Annotated in this window: 24 protein-coding genes and 1 pseudogene; 11 read left to right on the top strand and 14 right to left on the bottom strand. The window is 72.4% G+C overall.

The annotated features are described in order from the left end of the window. Positions 1-10: 10 nt before the first annotated feature. Together AC3ANS_RS01070 and AC3ANS_RS01065 are read right to left on the bottom strand one after the other, a co-directional pair. Complete coding sequence (locus AC3ANS_RS01070) at positions 11-1,294, bottom strand: MFS transporter (RefSeq protein ID WP_488294329.1); 1,284 nt, start codon at positions 1,292-1,294, stop codon at positions 11-13. Positions 1,295-1,337: 43 nt separating this feature from the next. Further along, on the bottom strand, positions 1,338-2,663 hold the full coding sequence (locus AC3ANS_RS01065; protein WP_488296574.1) for a cytochrome P450: 1,326 nt from the start codon (positions 2,661-2,663) through the stop codon (positions 1,338-1,340). 115 nt (positions 2,664-2,778) lie between these two features. Between AC3ANS_RS01065 and AC3ANS_RS01060 the strand changes: the two are divergent. Continuing rightward, a pseudogene (locus AC3ANS_RS01060) lies at positions 2,779-3,207 on the top strand (alpha/beta hydrolase); the annotation flags it as partial. Between the two features lie 71 nt (positions 3,208-3,278). Here AC3ANS_RS01060 and AC3ANS_RS01055 read toward each other — a convergent pair. The 4 genes from AC3ANS_RS01055 to AC3ANS_RS01040 form a co-directional block, all read right to left on the bottom strand. Next, positions 3,279-4,031 carry a ZIP family metal transporter gene (locus tag AC3ANS_RS01055; RefSeq protein WP_488294328.1) on the bottom strand — a complete coding sequence of 251 codons (753 nt, stop codon included), beginning with the start codon at positions 4,029-4,031 and terminating at the stop codon, positions 3,279-3,281. A gap of 65 nt (positions 4,032-4,096) precedes the next feature. Continuing rightward, positions 4,097-4,999, bottom strand: a complete 903-nt coding sequence (locus AC3ANS_RS01050) for an alpha/beta hydrolase (RefSeq protein ID WP_488296573.1) — start codon at positions 4,997-4,999, stop codon at positions 4,097-4,099. Positions 5,000-5,001: 2 nt separating this feature from the next. Continuing rightward, positions 5,002-5,592: a TetR/AcrR family transcriptional regulator gene (locus tag AC3ANS_RS01045; protein ID WP_488294327.1), complete on the bottom strand. Its 591-nt coding sequence runs from the start codon at positions 5,590-5,592 to the stop codon at positions 5,002-5,004. Continuing rightward, positions 5,589-6,932 carry a flavin-containing monooxygenase gene (locus tag AC3ANS_RS01040; RefSeq protein WP_488294326.1) on the bottom strand — a complete coding sequence of 448 codons (1,344 nt, stop codon included), beginning with the start codon at positions 6,930-6,932 and terminating at the stop codon, positions 5,589-5,591. Before AC3ANS_RS01040 ends, AC3ANS_RS01045 begins: the two co-directional genes overlap by 4 nt. Positions 6,933-7,016: 84 nt before the next feature. Here AC3ANS_RS01040 and AC3ANS_RS01035 point away from each other — a divergent pair, with 84 nt between their 5' ends. Both AC3ANS_RS01035 and AC3ANS_RS01030 read left to right on the top strand, forming a co-directional pair. After that, positions 7,017-7,754, top strand: a complete 738-nt coding sequence (locus AC3ANS_RS01035) for an SDR family NAD(P)-dependent oxidoreductase (protein ID WP_488294325.1) — start codon at positions 7,017-7,019, stop codon at positions 7,752-7,754. Positions 7,755-7,977: 223 nt separating this feature from the next. Next, positions 7,978-8,538, top strand: coding sequence for a CG0192-related protein (locus AC3ANS_RS01030; RefSeq protein ID WP_488294324.1), 561 nt, complete (start codon positions 7,978-7,980; stop codon positions 8,536-8,538). On the opposite strand, the gene AC3ANS_RS01025 is transcribed toward AC3ANS_RS01030, so the two are convergent. The 8 genes from AC3ANS_RS01025 to AC3ANS_RS00990 form a co-directional block, all read right to left on the bottom strand. Next, complete coding sequence (locus AC3ANS_RS01025) at positions 8,516-9,421, bottom strand: ferredoxin family protein (protein WP_488294323.1); 906 nt, start codon at positions 9,419-9,421, stop codon at positions 8,516-8,518. The genes AC3ANS_RS01030 and AC3ANS_RS01025 overlap by 23 nt on opposite strands. Then, positions 9,418-10,548 carry a cupin domain-containing protein gene (locus AC3ANS_RS01020; RefSeq protein ID WP_488294322.1) on the bottom strand — a complete coding sequence of 377 codons (1,131 nt, stop codon included), beginning with the start codon at positions 10,546-10,548 and terminating at the stop codon, positions 9,418-9,420. The genes AC3ANS_RS01025 and AC3ANS_RS01020 overlap by 4 nt, the downstream gene beginning before the upstream one ends. Continuing rightward, positions 10,549-10,818: a hypothetical protein gene (locus AC3ANS_RS01015; protein ID WP_488294321.1), complete on the bottom strand. Its 270-nt coding sequence runs from the start codon at positions 10,816-10,818 to the stop codon at positions 10,549-10,551. 82 nt (positions 10,819-10,900) lie between these two features. After that, positions 10,901-13,849 carry a helix-turn-helix transcriptional regulator gene (locus AC3ANS_RS01010; protein ID WP_488294320.1) on the bottom strand — a complete coding sequence of 983 codons (2,949 nt, stop codon included), beginning with the start codon at positions 13,847-13,849 and terminating at the stop codon, positions 10,901-10,903. Positions 13,850-13,946: 97 nt separating this feature from the next. Further along, positions 13,947-14,102: a hypothetical protein gene (locus tag AC3ANS_RS01005; protein WP_488294319.1), complete on the bottom strand. Its 156-nt coding sequence runs from the start codon at positions 14,100-14,102 to the stop codon at positions 13,947-13,949. A 121-nt stretch (positions 14,103-14,223) separates the two neighbouring features. Then, entirely contained in the window at positions 14,224-15,405 is a 1,182-nt protein-coding gene (hutI, locus tag AC3ANS_RS01000) for an imidazolonepropionase (RefSeq protein WP_488294318.1), read from the bottom strand. Further along, the gene (locus tag AC3ANS_RS00995) at positions 15,390-16,622 is read right to left on the bottom strand and encodes a formimidoylglutamate deiminase (protein ID WP_488294317.1); all 1,233 of its coding nucleotides are present in this window, start codon (positions 16,620-16,622) and stop codon (positions 15,390-15,392) included. Before AC3ANS_RS00995 ends, hutI begins: the two co-directional genes overlap by 16 nt. Continuing rightward, complete coding sequence (locus tag AC3ANS_RS00990) at positions 16,619-17,803, bottom strand: allantoate amidohydrolase (RefSeq protein ID WP_488294316.1); 1,185 nt, start codon at positions 17,801-17,803, stop codon at positions 16,619-16,621. The genes AC3ANS_RS00995 and AC3ANS_RS00990 overlap by 4 nt, the downstream gene beginning before the upstream one ends. 25 nt (positions 17,804-17,828) lie before the next feature. On the opposite strand from AC3ANS_RS00990, the gene AC3ANS_RS00985 reads away from it, so the two are divergent. The 8 genes from AC3ANS_RS00985 to AC3ANS_RS00950 all read left to right on the top strand — a co-directional run bounded on the left by AC3ANS_RS00985 (position 17,829) and on the right by AC3ANS_RS00950 (position 25,035). Further along, a complete protein-coding gene (locus AC3ANS_RS00985) occupies positions 17,829-18,464 on the top strand; it encodes a nitroreductase family protein (protein WP_488294315.1) in 636 nt (211 codons plus the stop codon). An 81-nt stretch (positions 18,465-18,545) separates the two neighbouring features. Further along, positions 18,546-19,895, top strand: a complete 1,350-nt coding sequence (locus tag AC3ANS_RS00980; protein ID WP_488294314.1) for a M20 family peptidase — start codon at positions 18,546-18,548, stop codon at positions 19,893-19,895. Then, complete coding sequence (locus AC3ANS_RS00975; protein ID WP_488294313.1) at positions 19,892-21,349, top strand: MFS transporter; 1,458 nt, start codon at positions 19,892-19,894, stop codon at positions 21,347-21,349. Before AC3ANS_RS00980 ends, AC3ANS_RS00975 begins: the two co-directional genes overlap by 4 nt. Positions 21,350-21,383: 34 nt before the next feature. Then, positions 21,384-21,920 (top strand): DnaJ family domain-containing protein, encoded by a 537-nt coding sequence (locus AC3ANS_RS00970; RefSeq protein ID WP_488294312.1) that lies wholly within the window; start codon positions 21,384-21,386, stop codon positions 21,918-21,920. Continuing rightward, a complete protein-coding gene (locus AC3ANS_RS00965; protein WP_488294311.1) occupies positions 21,917-22,762 on the top strand; it encodes a 3-hydroxybutyryl-CoA dehydrogenase in 846 nt (281 codons plus the stop codon). Before AC3ANS_RS00970 ends, AC3ANS_RS00965 begins: the two co-directional genes overlap by 4 nt. A gap of 98 nt (positions 22,763-22,860) precedes the next feature. After that, complete coding sequence (locus tag AC3ANS_RS00960; protein ID WP_488294310.1) at positions 22,861-23,949, top strand: HpcH/HpaI aldolase/citrate lyase family protein; 1,089 nt, start codon at positions 22,861-22,863, stop codon at positions 23,947-23,949. Beyond that, positions 23,946-24,809, top strand: a complete 864-nt coding sequence (locus AC3ANS_RS00955) for an HpcH/HpaI aldolase/citrate lyase family protein (RefSeq protein WP_488294309.1) — start codon at positions 23,946-23,948, stop codon at positions 24,807-24,809. Before AC3ANS_RS00960 ends, AC3ANS_RS00955 begins: the two co-directional genes overlap by 4 nt. Positions 24,810-24,906: 97 nt before the next feature. Continuing rightward, positions 24,907-25,035 (top strand): hypothetical protein, encoded by a 129-nt coding sequence (locus tag AC3ANS_RS00950; RefSeq protein ID WP_488296586.1) that lies wholly within the window; start codon positions 24,907-24,909, stop codon positions 25,033-25,035. Positions 25,036-25,100 lie beyond the last annotated feature (65 nt).

Genomic DNA, 25,100 nt, shown 5'->3' with positions numbered 1-25,100 from the left:
ATCACCATCGTCAGCTCTCGCCGGCCGCCGCCCGGGCCGCGCGCTCGGCCACCGCGTGCTCGTCGGTGCTCGCGTCGTAGGACCAGAAGTCGCGCAGGATGCCGGCCGTGATCGCGACCCCGGCCACGCAGGCCAGGCCGCCGCTGCTGATCGCGCCACGCACGGTCCACAGGTCGGCCGTCACGCCGGCGCGGACCTGACCCCCGAGCGGGCCGAGCGAGTACGACAGCATCTCGATGCCCGCAAGGCGCCCGCGCATCGACTCCGGGATCGTCTGACTCCACACGGTGGACCGGAAGATGCCCGAGATCATGTCGGCGGCTCCGGCGAACGCCAGCGCGACCGCGACCAGCCAGATGTTCGGCATCACGCCCGCGAGCGCGATGCAGCCGCCGTACGCCGCGGCCGCGACGACGATGGCCCGGCCGTGGTGGTCGAAGCGGGCGGTCCAGCCGCTGAGCGCGGTCGCCACCATCGCGCCGATCACCTCGGCGGTGTAGAGCATGCCGAGCAGCTCGGGGTGGTCGAACACCTCCTCCACCAGGGCCGGGAAGAGCACGACCGGCATCGCCAGCAGCATCGCGGCGATGTCGACGAAGTAGGTGCCGAGCAGGTCGCGGCGGCCGAACGCGTAGCGCATGCCCTGCGCGATGCCGGCCAGGCTCGGCGGGGTCGTCTCCTCACGGTGCGAGTAGGAGCGCATCAAGACGTAGAGGTAGGAGGCGATCAGCAGCCCTCCGACGTCGACGACGAAGCACCAGCCGATGCCGGCGTACGCCACCAACAGGCCACCGACGGCCGGGCCGGCGAGCAGCCCGGACTGGATGCCGAGGCTGCCGAGCGCGTTGGCCGCGGTGAGCTGGTCGTGCCTGACGGTGCGCGGCAGCAGCGCCTCACGGGAGGGTCGCTGGAGCGCGGAGCACGAGGCCAGGAACACCGCGACGACGAAGATCACCCACACGTCGGGGTCGTCGCGGAACGCGTTGAGGGCGAGGAGCGCCGTGAAGACCGCCTGCGCCAGGCCCGTCCCGATCAGCAGCTTGCGGCGGTCGACGTGGTCGGCCAGCGCGCCGCCGTACAAGCCGAAGACCACGATCGGGCCGAGCTCGACCAGACCGATCGCGCCGACCGCGAAGTTGGAGTCGGTCAGCGTGTAGACCTGGTAGGGGATCGCGACGTAGCTGACCATCGCGCCGAAGTAGAAGACCGTCCCGGCCAGGAACAGCAGCCGGAAGTCGCGGGACTCCCGCAGCGGCGTGGTGTCCATGCGCAGCCGGCGCAGACGTTCGATCACAAGTGGCGATCGTCCCAGGCAAGGACGGTCACCGCGTAGCGAATTATCGAGCCGCGACGCGGATCGGCGCCCCGCGGCGCGGCACGCTGGTGATGTTGCGGACCTTCGGCTCGTCGGGGCCGATCGCCGCGACGTCGTACGCCGTGAAGACCTCGCGGAGCACGGCCACGCCCTCCATCAGCGAGAACCCGGCGCCGATGCAGCGGCGTACTCCTCCGCCGAACGGGATCCAGGTGTTGACCGGTGGGTTGTGCCCCAGGAAGCGGTCCGGGCGGAACGCCTCGGGATCGTCGTGGTTGTCCTCGCGCTGGTGGGCGATGATGATCGAGGGCCCCACGGTGGTGCCGCGCGGCAGGTCCCAGCCGGCGATCGTGGCGGGCTCCATCAGCGTGCGGACCACCATCGGGATGATCGGGTGCAGCCGCATCGACTCCTTCATCACCGCCTCGAGGAAGTCGTCGTCACCCTCGACCGCCGCGCGTTGGCACCGGGCCAGCAGCTCGGGGTCGCGACCCGCCTCGTGCAGCGCCCATGCCAGGGCCGACGCGGTCGTCTCGTGGCCGGCGAGCAGCAGCGTCACGAGCTGGTCGCGCAGCTCGTTGTCACTGAGCCTGTCGCCCTCCTCACCCTGGAGGATCAGCCGGGACAGCACGTCGGTGCGCGCCGCCAGGTCGGGGGCCGTACGCCGCTCGCGGATCTCGGCGTACATCAGCCGGTCGAGCTCGCGCTGGTTGTCGACCGTGGCCTTCCACGGGCCGAACTTCTGCAGCCAGGGGTAGCCCCAGCCGAGCAGGATCGCGGGGCTGATGTTCACGGTCTTGTTGACCCGCGGGCGCAGCTCGGCCAGGCGCCGTTCGTCGGTGACGCCGAAGACCACGCGCAGGATCACCTCGAGGGTGAGCGCGTTCATGCGGTCGAGCGCGCGGAACTCCTGCCCGTCGCGCCAGCCGCCGACCTCGGCACGGGCAACCTCGGTGACGAGGTCCTGGTACTCCCGCAGCGCGTGCCCGTTGAACGCCGGCATCAACAGCTTGCGGGCGCGCTTGTGCTCGCCCCCGTCCTGGAGGAGCAGCGAGTGCTCACCCATGATCGGGCCGAGGATGCCGTTGGCCTTGCCCGCGTGGAAGATCTCGGGATCGCCGGCGAAGATCTCCTTCGCGTGCTCGGGCCGGGTGAAGAACACGAGCGGGCGGCCGCCCGGGGCGAGCCGGACGGTGAAGACGTCGCCGTACCTGCGGCGCATGTAGGGGTGGAAGCGGTGCCGGAAGCGCAGCAGACCGGCGGTCTGGAGGAGCACCGGCCAGCGTGGGCCGGGCGGGAGACCGGTCCGGTCGACCGGCGGGAGCTTGCCGTGGTTGCCCGGGCTCATCCGTCGCATCCGCTGCGCGGTCAGCTCACTCACGTCGTCCAGGGTCGCCATGGACCGATGCTAGGTCGGTCGGCCGGAATTGAATAGATGTCAATAGGGACCACCCTGCAGTGGGCGCCCGCCGGCTCGCGACGACGGCCCTACCACGGCGGCCGTCGCGGCGTTCGTCAACCAGGCCACCACCGGGCCGGTGGTGCTGGTGGGCCACTCGTACGGCGGCAGCGTCATCACCAACGCCGCCACCCAGATCCCGCGCGTCCAGGCACTCGTCTACGTCGACGCCTACGCGCCGGCCGAGGGCGAGAGCGTCTTCCAGCTCACCGCCGCCAAGCCGGGCTCGGCCCTCGCCGTACCCGACCCGAGCAAGGTGTTCAACTTCGTGCAGTACCCGGGTGCCCCGGAGGGCGACGTCGACACCTACGTCAAGCCCGAGCTGTTCAGGAGCATCTTCGCCGCCCAGCTGCCGCCCACCGCCGAGGCGAAGGTACTGGCCACCGACCAGCGACCGGTCGCGCTGATCGGGCAGGCGACGAAAGCCCACTGATCGACGCTCGTCTGCGCCACGCGCTCCCGCCCCGGCGCCCCTGGGGCGGGAGCGCGGCGCGGGCGCCGGGCTCAACCGGCGCGCTCGATGACGAACGAGCTGAGGAAGCCGAGCGTGGCGATCAGGCCGGTCACCATGTGCGCGCGCTCGAACGCCTCGGGGATCATCGTGTCCGCGACCATGGCGAGGATCGCGCCGGCGGCCAGGGCGGTGATCGCGGCCACGGACGCGTCGGGGGCGTTCTGGAGGGCGAGCACGCCGAGTGCGCCGGCCAGGCCGCTCGCCACCGCGATGCCGATCCACACGCCGAACACGTAGCCGGCGCTGCGGCCACTGCGCTTCATGCCGGCCGAGCTCGACAGGCCCTCGGGCAGGTTGGAGATGAAGATCGCGGCGAGCACGGGTACGCCGACACCACCGCCACCCAGCAACGAGAGGCCGAGCACCACCGACTCCGGGACGCCGTCGAGCAGGGCGCCCACCGCGATCGCCGTACCGCTGCCGGCCTGCTCGTCCTCCGAGGGCTGCTCGTCGCCCGCGCGCTTGCGGTGCCGGGCGCCGCGCCGGGCGAGCACGGCGTTGGCCGCGACGTACACCACCGCACCCGCGAGGAAGCCGACCGCGGTCGCCGTGAGCCCTCCCGTGCGCTCGGCCTCGTCCACGAGGTCGAACGCCAGCGCCGAGATCAGCACGCCCGCGCCGAACGCCATCACGCCGGCGACCACCACCCGGGGCACCCGCGCCCACCACGCCACGGCCGCGCCGACCACCAGCGCGCCGCCGGCCAGCAGTCCCCACAGTCCTGCCTGCACCCAGATGGGCATGAGCGATGTCCTCTCGCCTCGACGACGTCAGGCAGTACCCAGCAGGGGTCCCCGACACCCGGCGCTCAGCCTGCAGGCCCCAGTACGCGCGAGAGGAACGCGACCTGGTGGCGTACGGCGGGGCCGTGCCAGGGTTTGCCGGGCCAGACGTCGAAGTGGTCGCAGGGGTAGTGGCGCACCTCGGCACGGCCCGCGAACGCTGCCTTGGCGGCGGCGCGCGGCGGGGCACTGCGGTCGAGGTCGGCGATCTGCACGAGCATCGGCGCCCGGACCTGCTTGGCCTGCTTGCCCGGGCGGTGGTTGCCGAGCTCGAGGCCGACCGAGGCGTCGATCTCGTTGCGCCAGGTCGGCCCGGCGATCGAGAGGTAGTCCTCCATCGACCCCTCGAGCGTCAGGGCGCCGAGCTCGCCCGGCCGCGCCACCACCGGCATCATCCGGGTCGCACCGACGCGGCTGCGGACACCCGCGGCGGTGGACCGGAGCATCGCGGTGGGCTTGTGGAAGGAGAGCGCGTGCCGGCCCGCCGCCAGGCCGTCGACCAGCGGGGTGAGGGAGACGACCGCGGCGACGTCGTCGCGGTGCGCGGCCGCCGCCAGCACGTGGCCGCCGGCGAGCGAGACGCCCCAGAGCACCAGGCGGCTCGGGTCGACCCCGGGCAGCCGGGCCGCGGCGGCCATCGCCGCGCGGTAGTCCTCGAGCTGCCCGGCCATCGACACGGTCTGCCGGGGCGAGCCCCCGCTCGCGCCGAAGCCGCGGTAGTCGAAGGCGACCACGTCGAGACCCGCGGCGGCGAGCGCCTCGGCGAACGGGCGGAGCCCGGAGTCCTTGGTGCCGCCGAGGCCGTGCGCCATCACGACCACCGGTCGTCCCGCGTCGGTCGCGAGCGACTCGCCCTCGCCGGTGAAGTGCCAGGCGTGGCAGTCGACACCTCCGGACGGGAACGTCAGCTCGTCGTACTTCATGGTCATGCTCACGCGTTCCTCCCGTAGATGCTGCTCACCCAGACGTGCACGACGGCGTCGATGTGGCTGCCCCAGTCGAAGCCCTCCGGCGCCCGGACGACGCGAGCCAGGGTGCGGTCGTTGAGGTCGAGCAGCGCCGTCGCGACGGCCCGCGCATCCACGCCGTACGGCGCCGCACCCGAGGCCCGTTCGGACTCGATGACGTCGGTGAGCACGCCGATGAACGACTGCTGGAAGGCGTCCCACTGGTCGCGGACCCCCGGGCTGGTCGCGCGGGCGTCGAGCATCGCGCGGTAGAGGTGGGTCCGCTCGCCCCAGCCGACGAAGATCGCGCGGATCGCGGTCTCCAGCCGGTCGCGCATCGAGCCGTCGCCACCGAGCAGCTCGGCGGCGTCGAAGCCCTCGTCGTACATGTCGCCCATGAGGGCCGCGACCGCCGCGGCCTTGTTCTCGAAGTAGAAGTAGAACGCCGACCGGGTCACCCCGGCGCGCTTGGAGATGTCGGCGACGTTGATCGCGTCGAGCGTGCTGTCCTGGAGCTGGTCGTCGAGCGCGGCGAGCAGCGCCGTACGCCGCTCGTCGCCTCTGGTCGCGCTCATCCGGCGGCCACCCGAGCGACCATCTGGGCCCGCTTCCGGCCGGCCGGGATCTCCTTGGCCCGCAGGTCGTGCTCGTAGATGAAGTAGTCGAGCTGCTGGGTGTGCCGCGGCCGGTCCAGCATGTGCCCGGTGTACTTCTGTTGGTCCGCGACGATCACCCGCTCCATCTCCGCGACCGAGGGCAGCCGGTAGAGGCCGGCGGCGTACGCCGCGAGCAGCCGGGCCTGCGCCTCCACGAACGGGAACAGCGTCGGCGTCGCCTGGGCGAAGCCCACGAACACCAGGTCGTCGATGCCAGGCTTGAACATCCGCTTGTAGAGGTCGATCTGGTTGTCCGGCGCACTGATGAACGAGGGGTCGAAGAACGGGAAGGTGATGTTGTAGCCGGTGGCGTACACGATCACGTCGAAGTCGCTGCTGGTGCCGTCCTCGAAGTGCACGGTCTCGCCGTCGAGGCGCGCGATGTTGCCCTTCGGGGTGATGTCGCCCGACCCGAGCCGCAGCGGGAGCTCGACCGACTGCGTGGGGTGCGCCTCGAAGAACTTGTGGTTGGGCTTGGGCAGGCCGTACAGCTCGGGGTTGGAGCCGGTCATGAACTGCATCTTCTGCACCGCCCAGCGCTGCCACTTCAGCGGGAGGTACGGCGTGGTCACGTAGTACTTGTCCGCGGGCAGGCCGTAGGTGTACTTCGGCACGATCCAGGCGCTCGATCGCGTGGAGAGCGTCACCTGGTTCTGCAGGGACCGCGAGGACAGCTCGACCGCGATGTCGGCCGCGCTGTTGCCGATGCCCACCACCAGGATGCGCTTGCCGGTGAAGTCGAGGGGATCGTGCGGGTCGATGTAGTGGTGGGAGTGGATCGACACCCCGGTGAACTCGCCCGGGAAGTCCGCGAAGCGCGGGTCCCAGTGATGGCCGTTCGCGACCGCGAGCAGGTCGAAGCGCCGGGTGCCGGTGCGCTCGGTCTGCAGCTCCCAGCCGCCGTCGGGCAGCCGCTCGGCGTGCACCACGCCGTTCTCGAACTCGATGTGCTCGCGCAGCCCGAACGCGTCGGCGTAGGAGTCGAGGTAGGCCTTGATCTGGGTGTGGTGCGGGAAGTCGGGGTAGTCCTCGGGCATCGGGAAGTCCTTGAAGGACAGCCGGTGCTTGGAGGTGTCGATGTGCAGCGACCGGTAGGCGCTGCTGTGCCCGTTGGGGTTGCCGAACGCCCAGTTGCCGCCGACCCGGTCGGAGGACTCGAACGTCGCGTAGTCGATGCCGTAGTCGTCGAGCATCTTGCTCGCGGTCAGGCCGCTGATGCCGGCCCCGATCACGGCCACGGTCGGTCGGGCTCCGGTCACCGGTCCTCCTGAGGTAGTGAAACCTGTTCTAATTCCGGACGCTAAGCCCTAGATTGACACGCGTCAACTGACCGGGAGGGCGCAATGAACGAGGCAGCGGACCGCGTGGCGGTCGTCATCGGTGGCGGATCGGGCATCGGCGCCGCGATCGCCCGCGGACTGGCCACCGACGGCTGTCGGGTGGTGGTCGCCGACCTGGACCCCGCCCACGCGGACGTGGTCGTCGACGTCACCGACGAGGCGTCCGTCGAGTCACTCCTCGAGGGCGTGCTCGGCTCGCACGGCCGCCTCGACGTGGTGGTCAACAGCGCCGGGGTCTCGACGCTCGGCCAGGTCACCGACCTCGATGCGGCCGAGTGGCGCCGGGTCGTGGACGTGTGCCTGACCGGCTCGTTCCTGGTGATCAAGCACGCGGGCCGTCGCCTCGGCGCGGGCGGCTCGATCCTCTCGCTCTCCTCGCTCAACGCTCGCCAGCCGGGCGCCGGCCTGGCGCCGTACTGCGCCGCGAAGGCCGGCCTCTCGATGCTCACCGAGGTGGCGGCGCTCGAGCTCGCACCGAGAGGCATCCGCGTCAACGCGATCGCGCCCGGTCTGGTGGTCACCCCCCTGACCGCACCTGCGATGGACATCCCGGGCATCGAGGACGACTACCTCGCCAACACTCCCCTGGGCCGCGCCGGCACGCCCGAGGAGATCGCGGAGGCCGCGGTCTACCTGTCGCGCGCCGCATGGGTCACCGGCGAGGTCCTCGACATCAACGGTGGTGCGCACCTGATGCGCTACCCCGACCTGGTCGGGCACGTGACACGCGCGTTCAGCTGAGACCGCTGGTCGAGCAGCGAGCGCCGACCCGACCGCTGGTCGAGCAGCGAGCGTCGACCCGACCGCTGGTCGAGCAGCGAGCGTCGACCCGACCGCTGGTCGAGCAGCGAGCGCCAGCGAGCGTCGTCGAGACCCCGCAAGCGAAGGCAGGGCCTCACCGCCCTGCCCCGGTGCGGCGGTCTCGACGAGCTCTACCACCGGCGCGCGCTCTAGGCTCGGCCCCATGGCCCTCCTCCACCACGCGACGCTCACCCCGACCAAGAAGGAGCTGCTCGACGCCTGGCTCCCGAGCCAGCCCTGGGCGAGTGGTCTGCCGGAGCTGACCGTGGTCGGCGGCTACCGGTTCGACGACCCCGAGGGCGAGGTCGGCATGGAGGGCATCGTGCTGCGGGGCGCAGGCGACACGTTCGTGCACGTGCCGCTGACCTACCGCGCGGCGCCGCTCGAGGGCGCCGAGGAGCACCTGGTCGGCACCACCGAGCACTCGGCACTCGGCACCCGGTGGGTGTACGACGCGGAGGCCGACCCGGTCTGGCGCGCGGCTGCGACGGCGACGGTGCTGGGCGGCGGCAGCGGCGCCGAGGAGTACTTCGAGGTCGACGGGGTCCGGGAGACCCGCGAGCCCCTCGTGGCGGTCGCGGGCAGCGGCGGCGAGGTCGCGGATCCCGAGCCGGTCGCCGTGCACCTCGTGGGCTCCGCCCCCGACGGGGCGGCCACCCTCGCCGGCCGCTGGGACGGCGGCGAGGGCGTGCTGGTCGTCGTCAGGAGCGCCGCGTCACGCTGAGCAGCTCGTGCTCGGGCACCGGGTTGTCGCGGTGCGCCTGGCAGGTCAGCCGGGTGGCGGTCGCGGGGTCGCTGGTCGTGCGGACCCGCACGTCGTAGACCGCGCCGGCGACCGTGAACGCCACGGTCGTGACCTCAGCGTTGGACGGACGTCCGTACAACATCACGTCGGCACTGCGGGTGACGCCCAGCTCGCGGCGCAGGAAGACCTCGGCTGCCTGGACCGGCATCGGCACCGACGACCGGCCGCGCAGATGGTCGAGGTCGAGCTCACCCGCGAGGTGCGCGCCGGTGACAGCGAGCGCCGCGACCGGGTCGAGCCGCCCGTAGTAGAGCCCCTCGGGCAGCACCACCATGTTGCCGGCGAACCGGTCACCGCCGATGTGCGAGACCTCCCAGGTCTCCTGCGGGTGCGCCTGGTCGAGCGCCTTGGCGATCGGCCGCCCGCGCTCCGCACAGCACGCGTCGTGACGACCGTTGGTGCACACGCAGAACAGCGCGCCGTCGTACGCCGCCAGGCCGGTCGACCCTCCGGCGCGGAAGGCACCGAGGTCGAGGTCGAGGACCTCGCGCTCGTCGGCGAGCACGCCGGACTCGAGCCGCGGGTGCACGGGGTCCGCGTACGCCGCGAACACCCGCACGCCGCTCTCAGCGTCCCGAGCCGAGCTGAACCGGCGGACCAGCAGCACCTTGGCCCGGTGCTCGCGGGCCAGCGCCTTGAGCGAGCGGCCGAGCCCCTCGGGCAGGCGGGCGTCGAGCAGAGCGTCGGCCCCCCACGGCCCGGTGTGCTCGAGCAGCACCCAGGTGCGGACGTGGGTCGCGGTGCCGGCGACGGGCTCGTCGCGCAGCTGGCTCTGGGCCGCGCACCGGAAGGCCGGGCTCACCGAACCTCCAGGAGGCCCTCCCGGACCAGTCGCCGGCACAGCACCACGTTGCTCTGGACGTCCAACGGCAGGTCGGCGGGGGCGAGCTCCGCCCGAGCCCTGATCTCCTCCAGCGCGGGGCGGACCCAGGCGGGGACCGTCATCGACCGGTCGCCGAGGAGCACCTCGACCCGGTCGTCGCGGTCGAGCAGCACGCACGGATGACCGGGACGCCGGCGCAGCCGCGTCATCTCGTCGATCGACTCCCGGGCGAGCACGTCGTGGAGACCGTGCTCGAGGCGCGGTGGCCGCGAGGTGAGGAACCGGCGTACCTCCGCCTCGACCGCGGCGCCCGCGTCGGCGCCGCGCACGGCGGCCGCGAGCTGCTCGAGCCGATCGGCGAGCGGACCGGCCAGAGCCGCCGGATCGTCGAGGTAGCCGGCCGGCAGGTGCTCGTCGGTCACGTCGCGGATCAACGGCGCGACCGTGCGCTCGACGAGGCCGCGCCAGGTGAGCTGGTTGATGCCGATCGTGACGTGCAGGGAGACGGTCTCCTGGGCTCGGGCGGCGTGCGGGGTGCCGGTCGGCAGGTACATCGACAGCCCGGGCTCCAGCAGCACCTCCTCGGGCCCGTCGGCACCGTGCACCTCCCACTGCTTGGAGCCGGCGGTCTGGAACACGAACACGTCGTGGGAGTCCGAGTGCACCGCGAAGCCCTGGGAGCCCGGCGGCGTGAGGTAGGCATTGGCCTGACACGGGTGGCCGAGCTCGAGCTCCAGCTCGGCGATCAGCCGGGTCAGCGGCGGCCAGTAGCGATGCAACCCCTGGAACACCACGGTCGCGCCCTCGTCGAACAGCGCGAGCGCCTTGCGGGCGTCGACCAGCCCGGTCAGCTGCTTGCCGGCCAGGGTGGCGCCGCGGGTGTACGCCGACTCCGGCAGCACGCTGCCGTCCTTGGCCAGCCGGACCGACGGCGTACGGATCGCGCTCGAGGTCAGCAGCCGGTCGGCGTCGTCGAGAGACAGCAGCCCGACCAGCCGTTCGGGGTCGGTGCGGTGCAGATGCACGCGAGACGCCCAGACCCTCGTCAGGAAGGTCTGGGCGTCACCGCTGAGCAGGTCGAGCGCGGACCTGTCGAGGGCGCTCAACTACGAGGCGTCGCCGTCGGTGGTGTCGGTGGCGTCCCCGTCGGTGCCGTCGCTGTCGGTGCCGTCCCCGTCGGTGCCGTCGGAGTCGGTGGTGTCGCCGTCCGTGGTGTCGGTGGCGTCGCCGTCCGTGCCGTCGGCGTCCCCGCCGTCGGTGCCGTCGGCGTCCCCGCCGTCGGTGCCGTCGGCGTCACCCACACCTTGGGTCGGGTCGCCGGCGGGGACGGTGGCCATGTCGTCGTCGCTCAGGGGCTCTTCGGGCGTGCTGGTCATGACGTCCTCCTGGATCGGGTGCTGGTGTGCCGATCATGTACCCCGCGACCAACCGCGTACACCGCCCGTCTCGCGCCCCGCGTCAGACGATGAGCCCCCGGCGGCGCGCGATCGCGGCGGCCTCGGTGCGCCCGGAGGCGTCGAGCTTGCCGAGGATGTTCGACACGTGCACCGACACCGTCTTCGCGCTGATGAAGAGCTGCTTGGCGATCTCGCCGTTGGAGCGACCCTGGGCGACCAGCTGCAGGATCTCGCTCTCACGTGGGGTCAACGTGTCGGGTGCGGACTCCTCGCGCACGGCCGTGCTGCCGATCGCGCGCAGCTCGTCCAGCAGCGGTTGCGCCCCGAGCCGGTGCGCGGTCTCGCGGGCCAGGTCCCCGAGCTCACGGGCCCCGGCCGGGTCGCCACTGGCCCGGAGGATGCCGGCGAGCACGGTGCGCACCCGGGCCAGCTCGTAGACGTGGCCGAAGTCCTCGAACAGCACGACGGCGTCGCGCCAGGCATCGATCAGCGCGTCCAGCGGCGGCGCGTCGATGCCGGCCAGCCAGCGCACCCGCAGCGTCTCGGCGTCCAGCCGCTTCATCCACGCCCGGCCCTCGGGACCCCAGTGGCCGGACGGGTCGGCGTAGCGGTCGAGCACCACATGACCGTCGGCATGGATGCGGTCGACACGGTCGACGTACGCCGCCCGCTCGGCCCCTGACATCTCCGGCATCGCACAGGCCACCGCCCCGATCGCGACCGCGCCGAGGCGGATGCGGGCGCTGAACCACTCGTGCCAGATGCGGGTCAGGACCGCGACGACCTCGTCGTAGACCTCGACCGCGCCGGCGGCGTCGCCGCGCAGGCGCGCGGCGTCCATCTCGACCGCGCTGGCGTTGATCGCCACCCCGCCGTCGCGAGCCCAGAACTTGCGCAGCGCCCGCGCCTCGGCGCCCACGTCGGCCCCGCGGGCCTGGAGGATCTGCATCCGCAGCGGGGCGATCAGCGCCCGCGGGAGCGGCGGTGGCGGTGAGTCCTGGACGACGTCGACCAGGTCGAGCGCCTCGTCCCAGCGGCCACGAACCATCAGCACCCATGCCAGCTGCCAGCGGGCCTCGAACGCGTACGGCGCGTAGGGCCGGGCGGCGTCGGCGCCGCGCTCGATCGCGCTGCGGAACCACCGTTCGGTCTCGTCGAACTCCGCCCAGTCCTCGTACGACCGTCCGAGCAGGTAGCGCGCCCGCAGCTCCGAGGACAGCGCCCCGGTGGCCTCGGCGCGCGTGACCGCGTCGGCGAGGGCGTGACGCAGGCCTTCCTTCGGGCCGGCCTTCTTCAACCCGCTGAGCGTGGTGATCACCTCGGAGGCCAGCTCGTGCAGGTCGAGCCGCTCGGCGAGGTGGAGCGCGTCGAGGCCGACGGCCTGGGCCTCGTCGTAGCGCCCCATGCCGGCGAGCACACGGGCGTGGTTGGCGAGCACCCGGGTGCGCAGCCCGCTGTCTCCGTCGGGCACCAGCGCCACCGCCTCGGCGGAGATGCGGGCCGGGTCGTCACCGCCGTCGATCATCAGCATCATCAGCGCCTGCGTGGACATCATCCGGGCCCGCCAGGTGGTGGGGGCGTCGACCGGCAACCGGTCGACCTGCTCGGCGATCACCTTGACCGCGCGCTCGGGGTCACCGCTGGCCGAGAGCGCCTCGGCCGCACTGACCACCAGCTTGGAGAGGTCGAGGTCGACCTGCGCACAGCGCCGCGGGTCGACGAGCAGCTCGAGCGCCTGCTGGTAGTGGTAGGCCGCCTCGTCCGGCCCCCCGACCTGGGAGGCCTCGTTGCCGGCCTGGATGCTCGCGGTCAGTGCGGTGTCGAGGTCGTTGGCCAGCCGGGCGTGGCGGGCCAGCTCAGCGGCAGTGCCGCGGGCACCGTTCTGGAGGGCGGCGACGTACTGCGCGTGCAGCCGGACCCGCTCGCCCGGCAGCAGGTCGTCGTAGACGGCCTCGCCCAGGAGCGCGTGCCGGAACCAGTAGCGGCCGTCGCCGGCCACCAGGATGTTCATCTCGACCGCGCGGCGCAGACCGTCGTCGAGCGCAGTGCCGGCGAGCCCGGACGCGGCGGCGAGCATCTCGTGGCTGACCCGGCGACCGGCGACGCTCGCGGTGCGGACGACCTGGCGCGCCGTGTCGTCGAGACGGTCGAGGCGCACGAGGAGTACGTCGGCGAGGTCGGCGGGCACCCACCGGCCCGGCCCGGCTGCGGCACTGGTGAGCTCCTCGACGAAGAACGCGTTGCCCTCGGCCCGGTCGACGATGTCGGCGAGCTCCTTCTCGGTGAACCCCTCGGGGGCGAGCTGGGCGATGATCGCGCGGACGGCGTCGTCGGGCAGCGGCGAGAGCGCGACCCGCTGGACGCCGCCGAAGCGGGACCACTCGGCGACCTGGCGGCGCAGCGGGTGGCGGCGGTGCAGGTCGTCGGAGCGGTAGGAGACGACCACGGACACCGGCCCGTCGAATGCCCGGGAGAAGAGGAAGCTGATCATGTCGCGGGTCGACTGGTCGGCCCAGTGGGTGTCCTCGATGACCAGCAGCAGTGGTGCCTGGGCGGCCGCCGTCTCGAGCATCGCGTGGACCGCCTCGAAGAGGTCACCACGGTCGAGGGCCGTGTGGTCGTCGCCCGATCGGTCCGGCGCGCCCATCATCCGGCGGCCGGGCTGGAGCCGGGCGAGCGCCGGGTGCCGGCCGGCGACGTCCTCGATGACATCGGGGAGATCGGTGGCGAGCCGGCCGAGGATCTCGGAGAACGGCAGGTAGGGCAGCGCGCTGTCACCGAAGTCGAGGCAGTGGCCGGCGATGACCTGCCAGCCCTCCGTGAACGCCAGGTCGCGCAGCTCGGTCAGCAGCCGGGTCTTGCCCACACCGGCGTCTCCCGAGAGCAGCACCATCCCGGTCCGCGGACCGGCGTCGCTCGCACCCGCGGGCGCACGGACGCCGAGCAACGAAGCGATCTCCGTCAGCTCGGCGTCTCGTCCGACCAGGGTCCGGGTGGTGTGTGCGGCCACGTCGCCCATGATCTCGTGTTCTGTTGTCGGGTGCTCCTGAATACTCGTCCCACCGGAGACGAGCCTCAGCGCGCGCTCGCTCATCGCCGCGCGCCGGTCAGCGCAGCGTCGTCCAGGTCAGCCCGTCGACGTCCCTCGTCCGGCGTACGAGCGACCGGCGCTTGCGGCGCCCGGCCAGGTCGGCCTGGATCCGGTTGAGCCGGTACTCCAGCTCGGTCTTGACGTAGTCGCGGTGTGCGGTGTTCTCGTACATGGTGTGGGCTCCTCAGCTCCTCGGTGACGAGTTGAGACTCGCTCCCTGAGGTAGGCCCCCACATCGGGCAACTGCCTTATCTGCTGGCTGAGGGGGGTCTTAGGCCGGTCGCCCCGCCGCGTTACAGCGGGCGGGACAGCGGGCGGCCGGCGATCCAGGTGGCGGCCACGAGCGGCACGCCCGGGCGATAGGCGAGGTGCACGTGACTGGGCGCGTCGAGCAGGACGAGGTCGGCGCGGCGACCGGGCACGAGGGCGCCGATGTCGTCGCGATCCAGCGCCTGAGCACCGCGGTACGTCGCCGCATGGACGGCCTCGGCCGGGCTCATGCCCATCTCGCGCACCGCGAGCGCGATGCACAGGGGCAACGAGCTCGTGAAGCACGAGCCCGGGTTGCAGTCGGAGGCCAGCGCGACGCGGACGCCGGCGTCGAGGAGCCGCCGGGCGTCGGGGTAGGGCTGCTTGGTCGAGAACTCCACACCCGGCAGCAGCGTCGCGATCGTGCCGCTCTCGCGCAACGCGTCGACGTCAGCGTCGCTGAGGTAGGTGCAGTGGTCGACCGCGTCCAGGCCGAGCTCGGCGGCGAGCCGGACGCCCTCGCCGTACGTCAGCTGGTTGGCGTGCAGCCGACCGCGCAGCCCGGCGTCGGCCCCGGCGGTGAGGATCGCGCGGGCCTGGTCGGCGTCGAACGCCCCGCGCTCGCAGAACACGTCGATCCAGCGGGCGTGCTCGCGGGCCGCGTCCAGCATCGGGCCGGTGACGAGCTCGACGTACTCCTCCGCGGTGGTGCCGTCGGGCACGACGTGGGCGCCGAGGTACGTCGTCTCCTCGGTGAACTGCCGCGCGACGGCCAGGCTGCGGGCCTCGTCGCGGACGGTGAGCCCGTAGCCGCTCTTGATCTCCACGGTCGTGGTGCCCTGGCGACGCATCTCGGCGACGAGACGGGCGACGTGGCTGGTGAGCTGCTCGTCGGTCGCGGCACGGGTGGCGGCGACGGTGGTGCGGATGCCACCGGCGGCGTACGGCGTCCCGGTCATCCGGGCCGCGAACTCCTCGGCCCGGTCGCCGGCGAAGACCAGGTGGCTGTGGCTGTCGACGAACCCGGGGATGACGGCGCGGCCGCCGGCATCGACCATCTCGTCGGCGGCGGGGGCGTCGCCGGCGCGGCCGACCCAGGCGAGGTGCGCGCCCTCGATCACGAGCGCCGCGCCCTCGACGACGCCGAGCAGGCTCTGCCCGTTCTCGGCAGCCTCGGGGTCGTTGGTGACCAGCTCGCCGATGTTGGTGATCAGGGTCGTGGCCACAGGACCTCCATCGCGGCGTCGAGCTCGCGCCCGATCTCGTCACGGTCGGCGGCCGTCGCGACGACGCGGCCTCCGACCACGACCTGGGTGACGTCGGCGGAGGTGGCCGCGAAGACGGCGGTGTTCTCGTCGGCGCCGGTGCCGGCCGTGCGGGGGCTCCGCGTGTCGATCGTGACGAGGTCGGCGGGCTCGCCGACCGCGATGCGCGCGCCGCGGGTGCCGATGCCCACGAGCTCGGCCGCCGACCAGTGCCCGCGCTCGTGGGTGGCCAGCCGCTCGTCCATCTCCAGCCCGCGCAGCTCCTCGAACGGGTCGATCACCGCGTGGCTGTCGCTGCCGGTGCTGATCCGGCACCCGGCCTCGGCCAGCCGCCGGGCCGGCCCGATGCCGTCGGCCAGGTCGCGTTCGGTGGTGGGCGTGACACAGACGTTCGTGCCGGTGCTGCCGAGCAGCGCGATGTCGTCGTCGGTGAGGTGGGTGGCGTGCACGACGGTGGTGCCCGGGCCCAGCAGACCCTCCTCGTGGAGCAGCCGGGTCGGGGTGACGCCGTACGCCGCCAGGCAGGCGTCGTTCTCCGCCTGCTGCTCGCTGAGGTGGACGTGCAGCGGGCTGCGGCCGCGGAAGACGTGCAGCTGGTCGCGGGGCACGGCGCGGACGGAGTGGATCGCGGCGGGACCGTCGCCGACGCGCTGCGCCCACCGCTCGGCGGTGCCGTCGCTGTAGCGGACCTGGACCCCCTCGGGCGGCGCCCCGAACCCGCTGCTGACGTAGCAGGCGTCGAGCAGGGTGAGCCGGATGCCGGCCTCGGCCGCCGCCCTCCGCAAGGCGTCGCCGGTCGCCGGCTCGGGGTCGTGGAGGTAGTGGAACTCGCTGACGCTGGTGTAGCCCGCGGCCACCATCTCCCGGTAGGTCGCGCGAGCCAACGTGAAGTAGGTGTCCGGGGTGAGCCGCTCCGCCACGGCGTACATCTGCTCGCGCCAGGTCCAGAACGTCCCACGCCCCCGCTGGGTCCGCCCCCGCAGCGCGCGGTGGAACGCATGGCTGTGGTCGTTGACCAGCCCGGGGAGGGTGAGCCCGGCGAGCCGCTCAGCTTCGTCGGCCGCCCGTGGCGTCACCGAGGTGAACACCCCGCCGGCGATCTCGACGAGCACGGCGTCGTGGACGGCGCCGTCGACCCACGCCCGTTCGAGCAGGTACGACGAGGAGGAGTCGCTCACCGAGCGAGCCGTTCCAGGGTGTCGGCCAGCGCGGAGACGCCGACCAGGCAGTCGGGGAGCTCCGCGTGCTCGGCGGGCGAGTGGGACACCCCGGTGGGGTTGCGCACGAAGAGCATCGCGGAGGGGATCCCGGCCGCGGACAGGATGCCGGCGTCGTGTCCGGCCTGGGTCGGGATCACCGGCCAGTCTCCGTCCTCGTGGTCGGCGGCCACGCGGGCCGCGAGCCCGGCGTCGAAGGACACCGCCGGCGAGACCGACTCGGCGGTCACGACCAGGGTCGTCCCGTCCCGGCCCGCACGGTCGGTGGCCTGCGCGGTGATCCCGTCGACGAGAGCAGCGAGCGACGACTCGGTCGCGCACCGGGCGTCGAGCCAGGCGGTGACGTGCGAGGGCACGGCGTTGGTGCCGTTGGGCTCCACCGAGATGCGGCCGAACGTCACCCGCTCGCCGGCGAGACGCGCCTGCTTGTTGGCCCCGAGCGCGGTGAACGCGTAGGTGAGCATCGGGTCGGCCCGGTCCTCCATCCGGGTGGTGCCGGCGTGGTTCGCGGCGCCGCTGAAGTCGAACCGGTAACGGCCGTGCGGCCAGATCCCGCTGGCCACCCCGACCGCCGCGCCCCGGTCGACGAGGTTCCGGCCCTGCTCGACGTGCAGCTCGACGTACGTCCCCACCGACGCGAGCAGCGAGGAGGAGCCCCCCTCCACCACGTCACCGAAGGCCACGCCGTCACGGTCGCGCAGCTCCCGCGCGGTCTCCCACGACACCGTGCCCGTCGCCAGGCGCGAGCCCAGGCAGGCCAGGCCGAACCGCGAGCCCTCCTCCTCGACGAACACCGACACCCCGATCGGCCGGCCAGGCGTGACGCCTCGCGCACGCAGCAGGTCGACCGCCGCCAGCGCCGAGACCACGCCCAGCGGGCCGTCGTACGCACCACCGTCGAGCACCGAGTCGAGGTGCGAGCCCGTCATCAGCGCCGGACCGGAGCCGACGTCCCACCAGCCGACCAGGTTGCCGAACGAGTCGGAATCGACCCGCAGGCCCCGCGCCTCGCACTGCTCGAGGAACCACGCGCGCAGCTCGTTCTCCGGAGCCGTGAACGGCTGGCGGTTGTAGCCCCCGGTGGCGGCCGAGCGCCCTACCGGAGCCAGGTCGGCCCACATCCGCTCGAAGTCATCGGGCATCGCTGTCCTCATATCCTTGGCCATCATGGAGTTCCAGGACGTCGTACGACGCCGCCGCATGGTCCGCAACTACGCCACCGACCCCGTCGACCCCACGATCATCGACCGAGCACTGCGCAACGCCACCCGCGCACCGAACGCCGGCTTCAGCCAGGGTTGGGCATTCCTGGTGCTCGACACCGCGGACGACGTACGCACCTTCTGGGAGGCGACCGCCGACGACATCGAGCACCCCGACGAGTGGCTGACCGGCATGATGCGCGCGCCGGTGGTGATCCTGCCGTGCTCGAGCAAGGCGGCCTACCTGAGCCGCTACGCCGAGCCCGACAAGGGCTGGACCGACGAGGACGAGGCACGCTGGCCCAAGCCCTTCTGGGACATGGACACCGCGATGGCCAGCCTGCTGATCCTGCAGACCGCGACCGATGCCGGCCTCGCGTCCTGCTTCATCGGCATCCCGCCCGATCACGACGTCGCGGTCCGGGAAGCGTTCGGCATCCCCGACGACTTCGACCCGGTCGGCGTGATCACGATCGGCCACCACCCGGCCGACCCGGGCGACCAGGGCGCCGCGGGCTCGCCGTCGCGGCGCCGGCGCAAGCCGGTCGAGGACGTCGTGCATCGGGGACGGTGGCGCCACCAGGCCAGTCCATCGGTGTGAGCCTCCGCGGTCAACGACCGGAGCCGGCCCGGCCGTCTCGCATCCGAGACGTACGCCGCCGAGTGGCCTAGCCTCACCCCCGTGACCAGCCCACCCACCAGTGCCGCGACTCACCGCGCCGTCGCCAAGCTGCAGGCCCTGGTCCGCATCCCCACGGTGTCCGACCGCGACCCGGCACAGGTCGACGCGGTGGTCTTCGACGAGCTGCTGGCCGAGCTCGCGCGGCAGTTCCCGGTGCTGCACGAGCGCCTCGAGCTGACCCGCGTCGACTCCCACGGCCTGCTGTTCCGCTGGCCGGGCCGCAGCGACGCCCGGCCGATCGTGCTGATGGCGCACCTCGACGTCGTACCCGTCGAGGAGGACGCACCCTGGCAGCACCCGCCGTACGGCGCGGAGATCCACGACGGTGCGATCTGGGGCCGCGGCACCCTCGACGACAAGGGCTCGGTGGTCGGCATCTGCGAGGCCGTCGAGACGCTGCTGGAGCAGGACTTCGTGCCCGCCCAGGACGTGTGGCTGTCCTTCGGCTGCAACGAGGAGGTGTCGGGTACGTCGGCGCAGCTCGCGGTCGCCGAGCTCCGGGCCCGCGGCGTGCGTCCGTGGGTCGTCGTCGACGAGGGTGGTGCGATCGCCTCGGAGGCGTTCCCCGGGGTCCGGGCCCCGATCGGCGTGGTCGGCGTGACCGAGAAGGGCGTCACCTCCCTCGAGCTGCGGGTCGAGGGACGGGGCGGCCACGCGTCCACCCCCGCCCGGATGGGCCCGACCGCACGGCTGGCCCGGGCGATCACCCGGCTCGACCGCGCCCCGATGGCCGCGAGCGTCCCGGAGCCGACCGTCGAGCTGTTCCGCCGGATGGCGCCGCACGCCACCCTCGCGCTCCGGCCGCTCCTCGCGAACGCCGCTCGTCTGCGCCCGGTGCTGACCCGGGCACTCGTCGCGGCCGGCCCGGAGCCGGCGGCGATGACGCGCACGACGTTCGCGATCACCACGCTCTCGGGCTCGCCCGCGCTCAACGTCATCGCCAGCACGGCCAAGGCGGGCGTGAACATCCGGATCATGGTCGGCGACACCGTCGCCGGGGTGCTCGAGCACGTCCGCCGCACCATCGACGACGATCAGGTGCAGATCGAGGTCGTCGAGCGCAACGAGCCGAGCCCGGTCTCGCCGGTCGACGACGAGGCGTTCGCGCTGCTCGAGTCCACGATCGCCGAGGTGTTCCCCGACGCGGTGGCCGCGCCGTACGTGATGATGGCCGCCACCGACTCCCGGTTCTTCACCGCGATCTGCCCGCGCGTCTACCGGTTCGCGCCGTTCCGGATGACCAAGGCGCAGCGCGAGTCCATCCACTCCTACGACGAGCACCTCGGTCTCGACGCGCTCGTCGACGGCGTCCGCTGGTACCAGCGCCTCATCGAGAGGATCCCCGCATGACCGTCTCGACCGCCCCGCGGCACTCGCCCCGACACGGGCTCTTCGCCGTCGTCGGCTTCCTGGTCTGCGTGGAGCTGGCCAGCGGCATCCTCCAGGGCTACTACACCCCGATCTTCAGCGACATCGCCGACCACCTCCGGATCGCCGACGCCGACGTCAACTGGTTCGAGGCGGCGCAGCTGATCGTCTCGGCGCTCGTCGTGCCGCCGCTGGCCCGGCTCGGTGACCTGGTCGGCCACAAGCGGGTGCTGCTGCTCTCGACGGCGGTGACCGCGGCCGGCTCCTGGGTCCTGGCGTTCGCCCCATCGTTCTCCACCTTCCTGGTCGGTGCCGCACTGCAAGGGGCGTACGTCGTGTGGCTGCCCCTCGAGGTCGCGATCATCTTCCGTCGCACCGCCGACACCGGCCGGCAGAACGAGCTCACCCGCAAGTCCGCCGCGGTCCTGGTCGGCGCGCTGGAGCTCGCGGTGATCGTCGGGGCCGTGACCAGCGGAGCCCTGGTCGGCGCCACGTCGATGACCGTGCTGCTGGCGTTGCCCGCCGTCGCGGTGACGGCGTGCTTCGTCGTGATCTGGTTCGGCATCGAGGACCTGCCCGGCACCGGGACGGGCGGGCTCGACCTCGGCGGCCTGGCGCTGGTCTCGGCCGCGATCGGCCTGGTGATGGCCGGGCTGATCGTGGTCCGTGTCGACGGGGTGGGGAGCGTGCTCGCGTGGGCGCTGGTCGCGCTCGGCGTGGCCGCGCTGGTGCCGTTCGTGCGCTTCGAGCAGCGGCAGGCCGAGCCGCTGATCGACGTACGCCTGCTGCGTCAGCCCGGGCAGTGGCCGGTGCAGCTGACGGCGTTCCTGTTCGGCATGTCCGTGCTCGGCGCGCAGATCCCGCTCTCGACGTTCGCGCGCACCGACCCCGACGTCGCGGGCTACGGACTGGGCGCGGGCGCCGGGTTCGTGTCCACCCTGATCGGGCTGTACGTGATCTTCCTGGCGATCGGGGCGTTCACGCTGCCGCTCACGACGCGCGCCCTGGGCGCGCGGGGCGCGCTGGTGTTCTCCTCGCTGCTGGTCGCCACCGGGTACGCGTTGTGGCTGCCGTTCCACGACGCCACCTGGCAAGCGCTGGTCAACATGGCCGTCGCCGGTCTCGGGTCCGGCGCCCTGGTCGCGGCGCTGCCGGCGACGGCGGCCGCCGCGGCGCCGCCGGAGCGCACCGGGTTCGCGACCGGGATGACGAACGCGACCAAGACCGTGGGTGGTGCGATCGCCTCGGCGGTGTTCGCGATCGCGCTCTCGGCGACCGGGACCATCGACGACCCGACCGAGGGGCACGCACCGTTGGCGGGCTACCTCACGGTGTGGTCGGTGTGCGCCCTGGCCGCCGTCGCAGCAGCGATCGCGCTGCTCGCCATGCCCCGCGTGGTGGCCGAGGACCGCGAGACGGTTCCAGCCGCCGACTAGTGCCCTAGCCTGGGCAGGGCAGGAGGTGGCGCCGATGCCCGACCAGCAGGACCCCCGCCCGGACCGTGACCACGGTCGAGCCGCTGCGCGTGCCCGGATCGAGCAACAGCAGTCCTGGGTCGACGTGCAGGTCCGCCAGGCCATGGAGCGCGGCGACTTCGACAACCTGCCCGGCGCGGGCAAGCCGATCGAGGGCCTCGGCGAGCACCACGACCCCGACTGGTGGCTGAAGAAGCTCGTCGAGCGCGAGCGCATCACGGTCCTCCCGCCGAGCGTCGCCTTGCGCAAGGAGGACGCCGAGCTGGACGACGAGCTCGACCGGTACGCCGTCGAGTCGGAGGTCCGCCGGCACGTCGAGGACTTCAACGAGCGGGTCATCCGCGCTCGGTACTCCCTCTCCCCCGGCCCGCCGCTGGTGACCATGCCGCGCGACGTCGACGCCACCGTCGAGGGGTGGCGCGAGCGGCGCGCGGCCCGGCGTACGTCGCGACCGGCACCCGCCGTACCCCCTCCCCGACGGCACTGGTGGAATCGGAGGAGCAAGCGGGAACGGAGCGAGGGAGAGTCATGAAGAGCGTCGGCGTGGTCGGTGGCGGCCTGATGGGTTCGGGCATCGCGGAGGTCAGCGCGCGCGCCGGCCAGGACGTGGTGGTCGTGGAGTCCGGGGACGAGGCGGCCAAGGCGGCGCTCGGGCGGCTGGAGCGGTCGCTGACGCGGGCGGAGGCCAAGGGCAAGATCGACTCCGCCTCGGAGGTGCTGGAGCGGATCCGCGTGGAGACCGACCTCGACGCCCTGGCCGATCGGGAGGTCGTGGTCGAGGCGATCGTGGAGGACGAGGCCGCGAAGGTCGCGCTGTTCCGCTCGCTGGACAGCGTGGTCGAGGCGCCGGATGCGATCTTGGCGTCGAACACCTCCTCGATCCCGATCATGAAGCTCGGCGTCGTGACCTCGCGGCCCACCCAGGTGATCGGGGTGCACTTCTTCAACCCGGTGCCGGTGCTGCAGCTGGTCGAGCTGGTGCCCTCGCTGCTGACCTCGGCCGAGACCACCGCGCGTTCGCGCACGTGGGTGGAGGAGTCGCTCGGGAAGAAGGCGATCGACTGCCAGGACCGGGCCGGGTTCGTGGTGAACGCGTTGTTGATCCCGTTCATCCTCTCCGCGATCCGGATGTACGAGTCGGGGTTCGCCTCCGCCGAGGACATCGACCGCGGCCTGGTGCTGGGCGCCGCCCACCCGCAGGGCCCGCTCGCCCTGGCCGACCTGATCGGCCTGGACACCACCAAGGCGGTGGCCGAGTCGCTGTACGAGGAGTTCAAGGAGCCCCTGTACGCCGCGCCCCCGCTCCTGCAGCGGATGGTCGACGCCGGGCTGCTCGGCCGCAAGACCGGGCGGGGCTTCTACACCTACGGGTGAGGCGGCCGGTCCGGTTTCGTCGGCTGGCCGACGAAACTCGCAGCCGCTGCGACATCCGTCATACCGACGAGTAGCACCCCGCTGCTACCTTCCGCCCCATGAGCGGATCGCGTAGCGCCAAGGACTTCTTCCGACCCCTCGCGGTGGGGGCTCCGACCCCCCGGACCGAGATCCCGGCACGGCCGAGCCGGGCCATCCACTTCTTCGACCCGAGCAACCCGAAGATGGCGGCCAAGGTCCCCGACCTGGTCGGCACCGTCGACGTGCTGCTCGGCAACCTCGAGGACGCGATCAAGGCCGACAACAAGGAGGCCGCGCGCGAGGGCCTGGTGAAGATCGCCCAGGACACCGACTTCGGCCCGACCCAGCTCTGGACGCGCATCAACTCCCTCGACAGCCCCTGGGTGCTCGACGACCTCACCACGCTGGTCCCGGCCATCGGGCACAAGCTCGACGTGATCATGGTGCCCAAGGTGCAGGGCGCCGAGGACATCCACTACGTCGACCGCATCCTGGCGCAGCTCGAGGCCAAGGCCGGGCTGGACCGCCCGATCCTCGTGCACGCGATCCTCGAGACCGCACGGGGCGTCGCGAACGTCGAGGAGATCTGCGGGGCCAGCCCCCGCATGCAGGGCCTCAGCCTCGGCCCGGCCGACCTCGCCGCCGACCGGCGGATGAAGACCACCCGCGTCGGCGGCGGCCACCCCGGCTACCTGGTGCGCCAGGACCCCCCGAAGAACGACGTGGGCGTCCCCGACGTCGACGCCAAGCGGACGACGTACCAGCAGGACCTGTGGCACTACACGATCTCCCGGATGGTCGACGCGTGCGCAATGCACGGCATCTACCCCTACTACGGGCCGTTCGGCGACATCGCCGACGTCGTGGCGTGCGAGGACCAGTTCCGCAACGCGTTCCTGCTCGGCTGTGTCGGCACGTGGAGCCTGCACCCCAAGCAGATCGCGATCGCCAACCGGGTCTTCAGCCCGAGCGTCGAGGACGTCGCGCACGCCCGCCGCGTGGTGGCGGCGATGGGCGACGGCACGGGTGCCGTCATGCTGGACGGGAAGATGGAGGACGACGCCTCCCTCAAGCAGTGCCTGGTGATGGTCGAGCTCGCCGAGCAGCTGGCCGCCATCGACCCGGAGCTGAAGAAGCAGTACGACGAGATCGGAACCGACGCGTGAGCGAGTACACCCCCCTGCGCAGCGTGCTCTACATGCCCAGCTCCAACGAGCGGGCGCTCGAGAAGGCCAAGTCCATCGCCTGCGACGGGCTGATCCTCGACCTCGAGGACGCGGTGGCCCCGGACGCCAAGCCGGCAGCCCGCGAGGCCGCGTGCGCCGCCGCCGCGAGCGGTGAGTACGGCCGGCGTACGCTCACGATCCGCGTCAACGGCATCGGCACCGAGTGGCACGAGGCCGACCTCGAGGCCGCCGCCCAGGCCGGCCCGCACGCGGTCGTCGTGCCCAAGGTCAGCAGCGCCGCCGAGGTCGTCCAGCTGGTCGAGGCTCTCGAGCGCCACGGCGCCCCCGACCACACCACGCTGTGGGCGATGATCGAGACCCCGGTCGCGATCCTCGACGCGCTCGCGATCGCCCGGGCCTCCGAGCGGCTCAGCACGTTCGTGATGGGCACCAACGACCTCGTCAAGGAGCTGTACGCCGAGCACGTGCCCGGCCGGGCACCGATCGTGCCCAGCCTGCACACGGCGCTGCTCGCCGCCCGTGCCGCCGGCATCGCGATCCTCGACGGCGTCTACAACGACGTGAAGAACGCCGAGGGGTTCCTCGCCGAGTGCCAGCAAGGCCGCGAGATGGGCTTCGACGGCAAGACCCTGATCCACCCCGGCCAGGTCGAGGGCGCCAACGAGGCGTTCGCGCCCAGCGAGCAGGCGATTGCCGACGCGGAGGGTCTGATCCAGGCCTGGGAGGACGGCCGGGGCTCGGGTGTCGTGACCTACAACGGCCGGATGGTGGAGAACCTCCACGTCGAGTCCGCCCGCCGCACCCTCGACATCCACCGGGCGATCCAGGCCCTCGGCTAGCCGATCCGGCGGCCGCAAGGTTTGCGGCCGGACTCCCGTGGGGTACCGCATGTCGGGGGTACACACAGGGAGGTAGAAAGAAATGATCGTTCTTGGCTTGATCCTGCTGATCATCGGCCTGGTAGCCAGCATTCCGGTCCTCACGACGATCGGGCTCATCCTGCTCGTCGTGGGGCTGATCCTGAACCTGCTGCCGATCGGCGGCACCCGCCGCAGGGTCTTCTAGCTGTTCCATCGGCAACCACGCGCGAGGCCCCGGGACACACCGTCCCGGGGCCTCGTGGCGTCTGG

The organism is Nocardia sp. 149-1B (assembly GCF_057747975.1).
The sequence above is the reverse complement of the archived record's forward strand: the minus strand, read 5'-3'. Positions and strand labels throughout refer to the sequence as shown.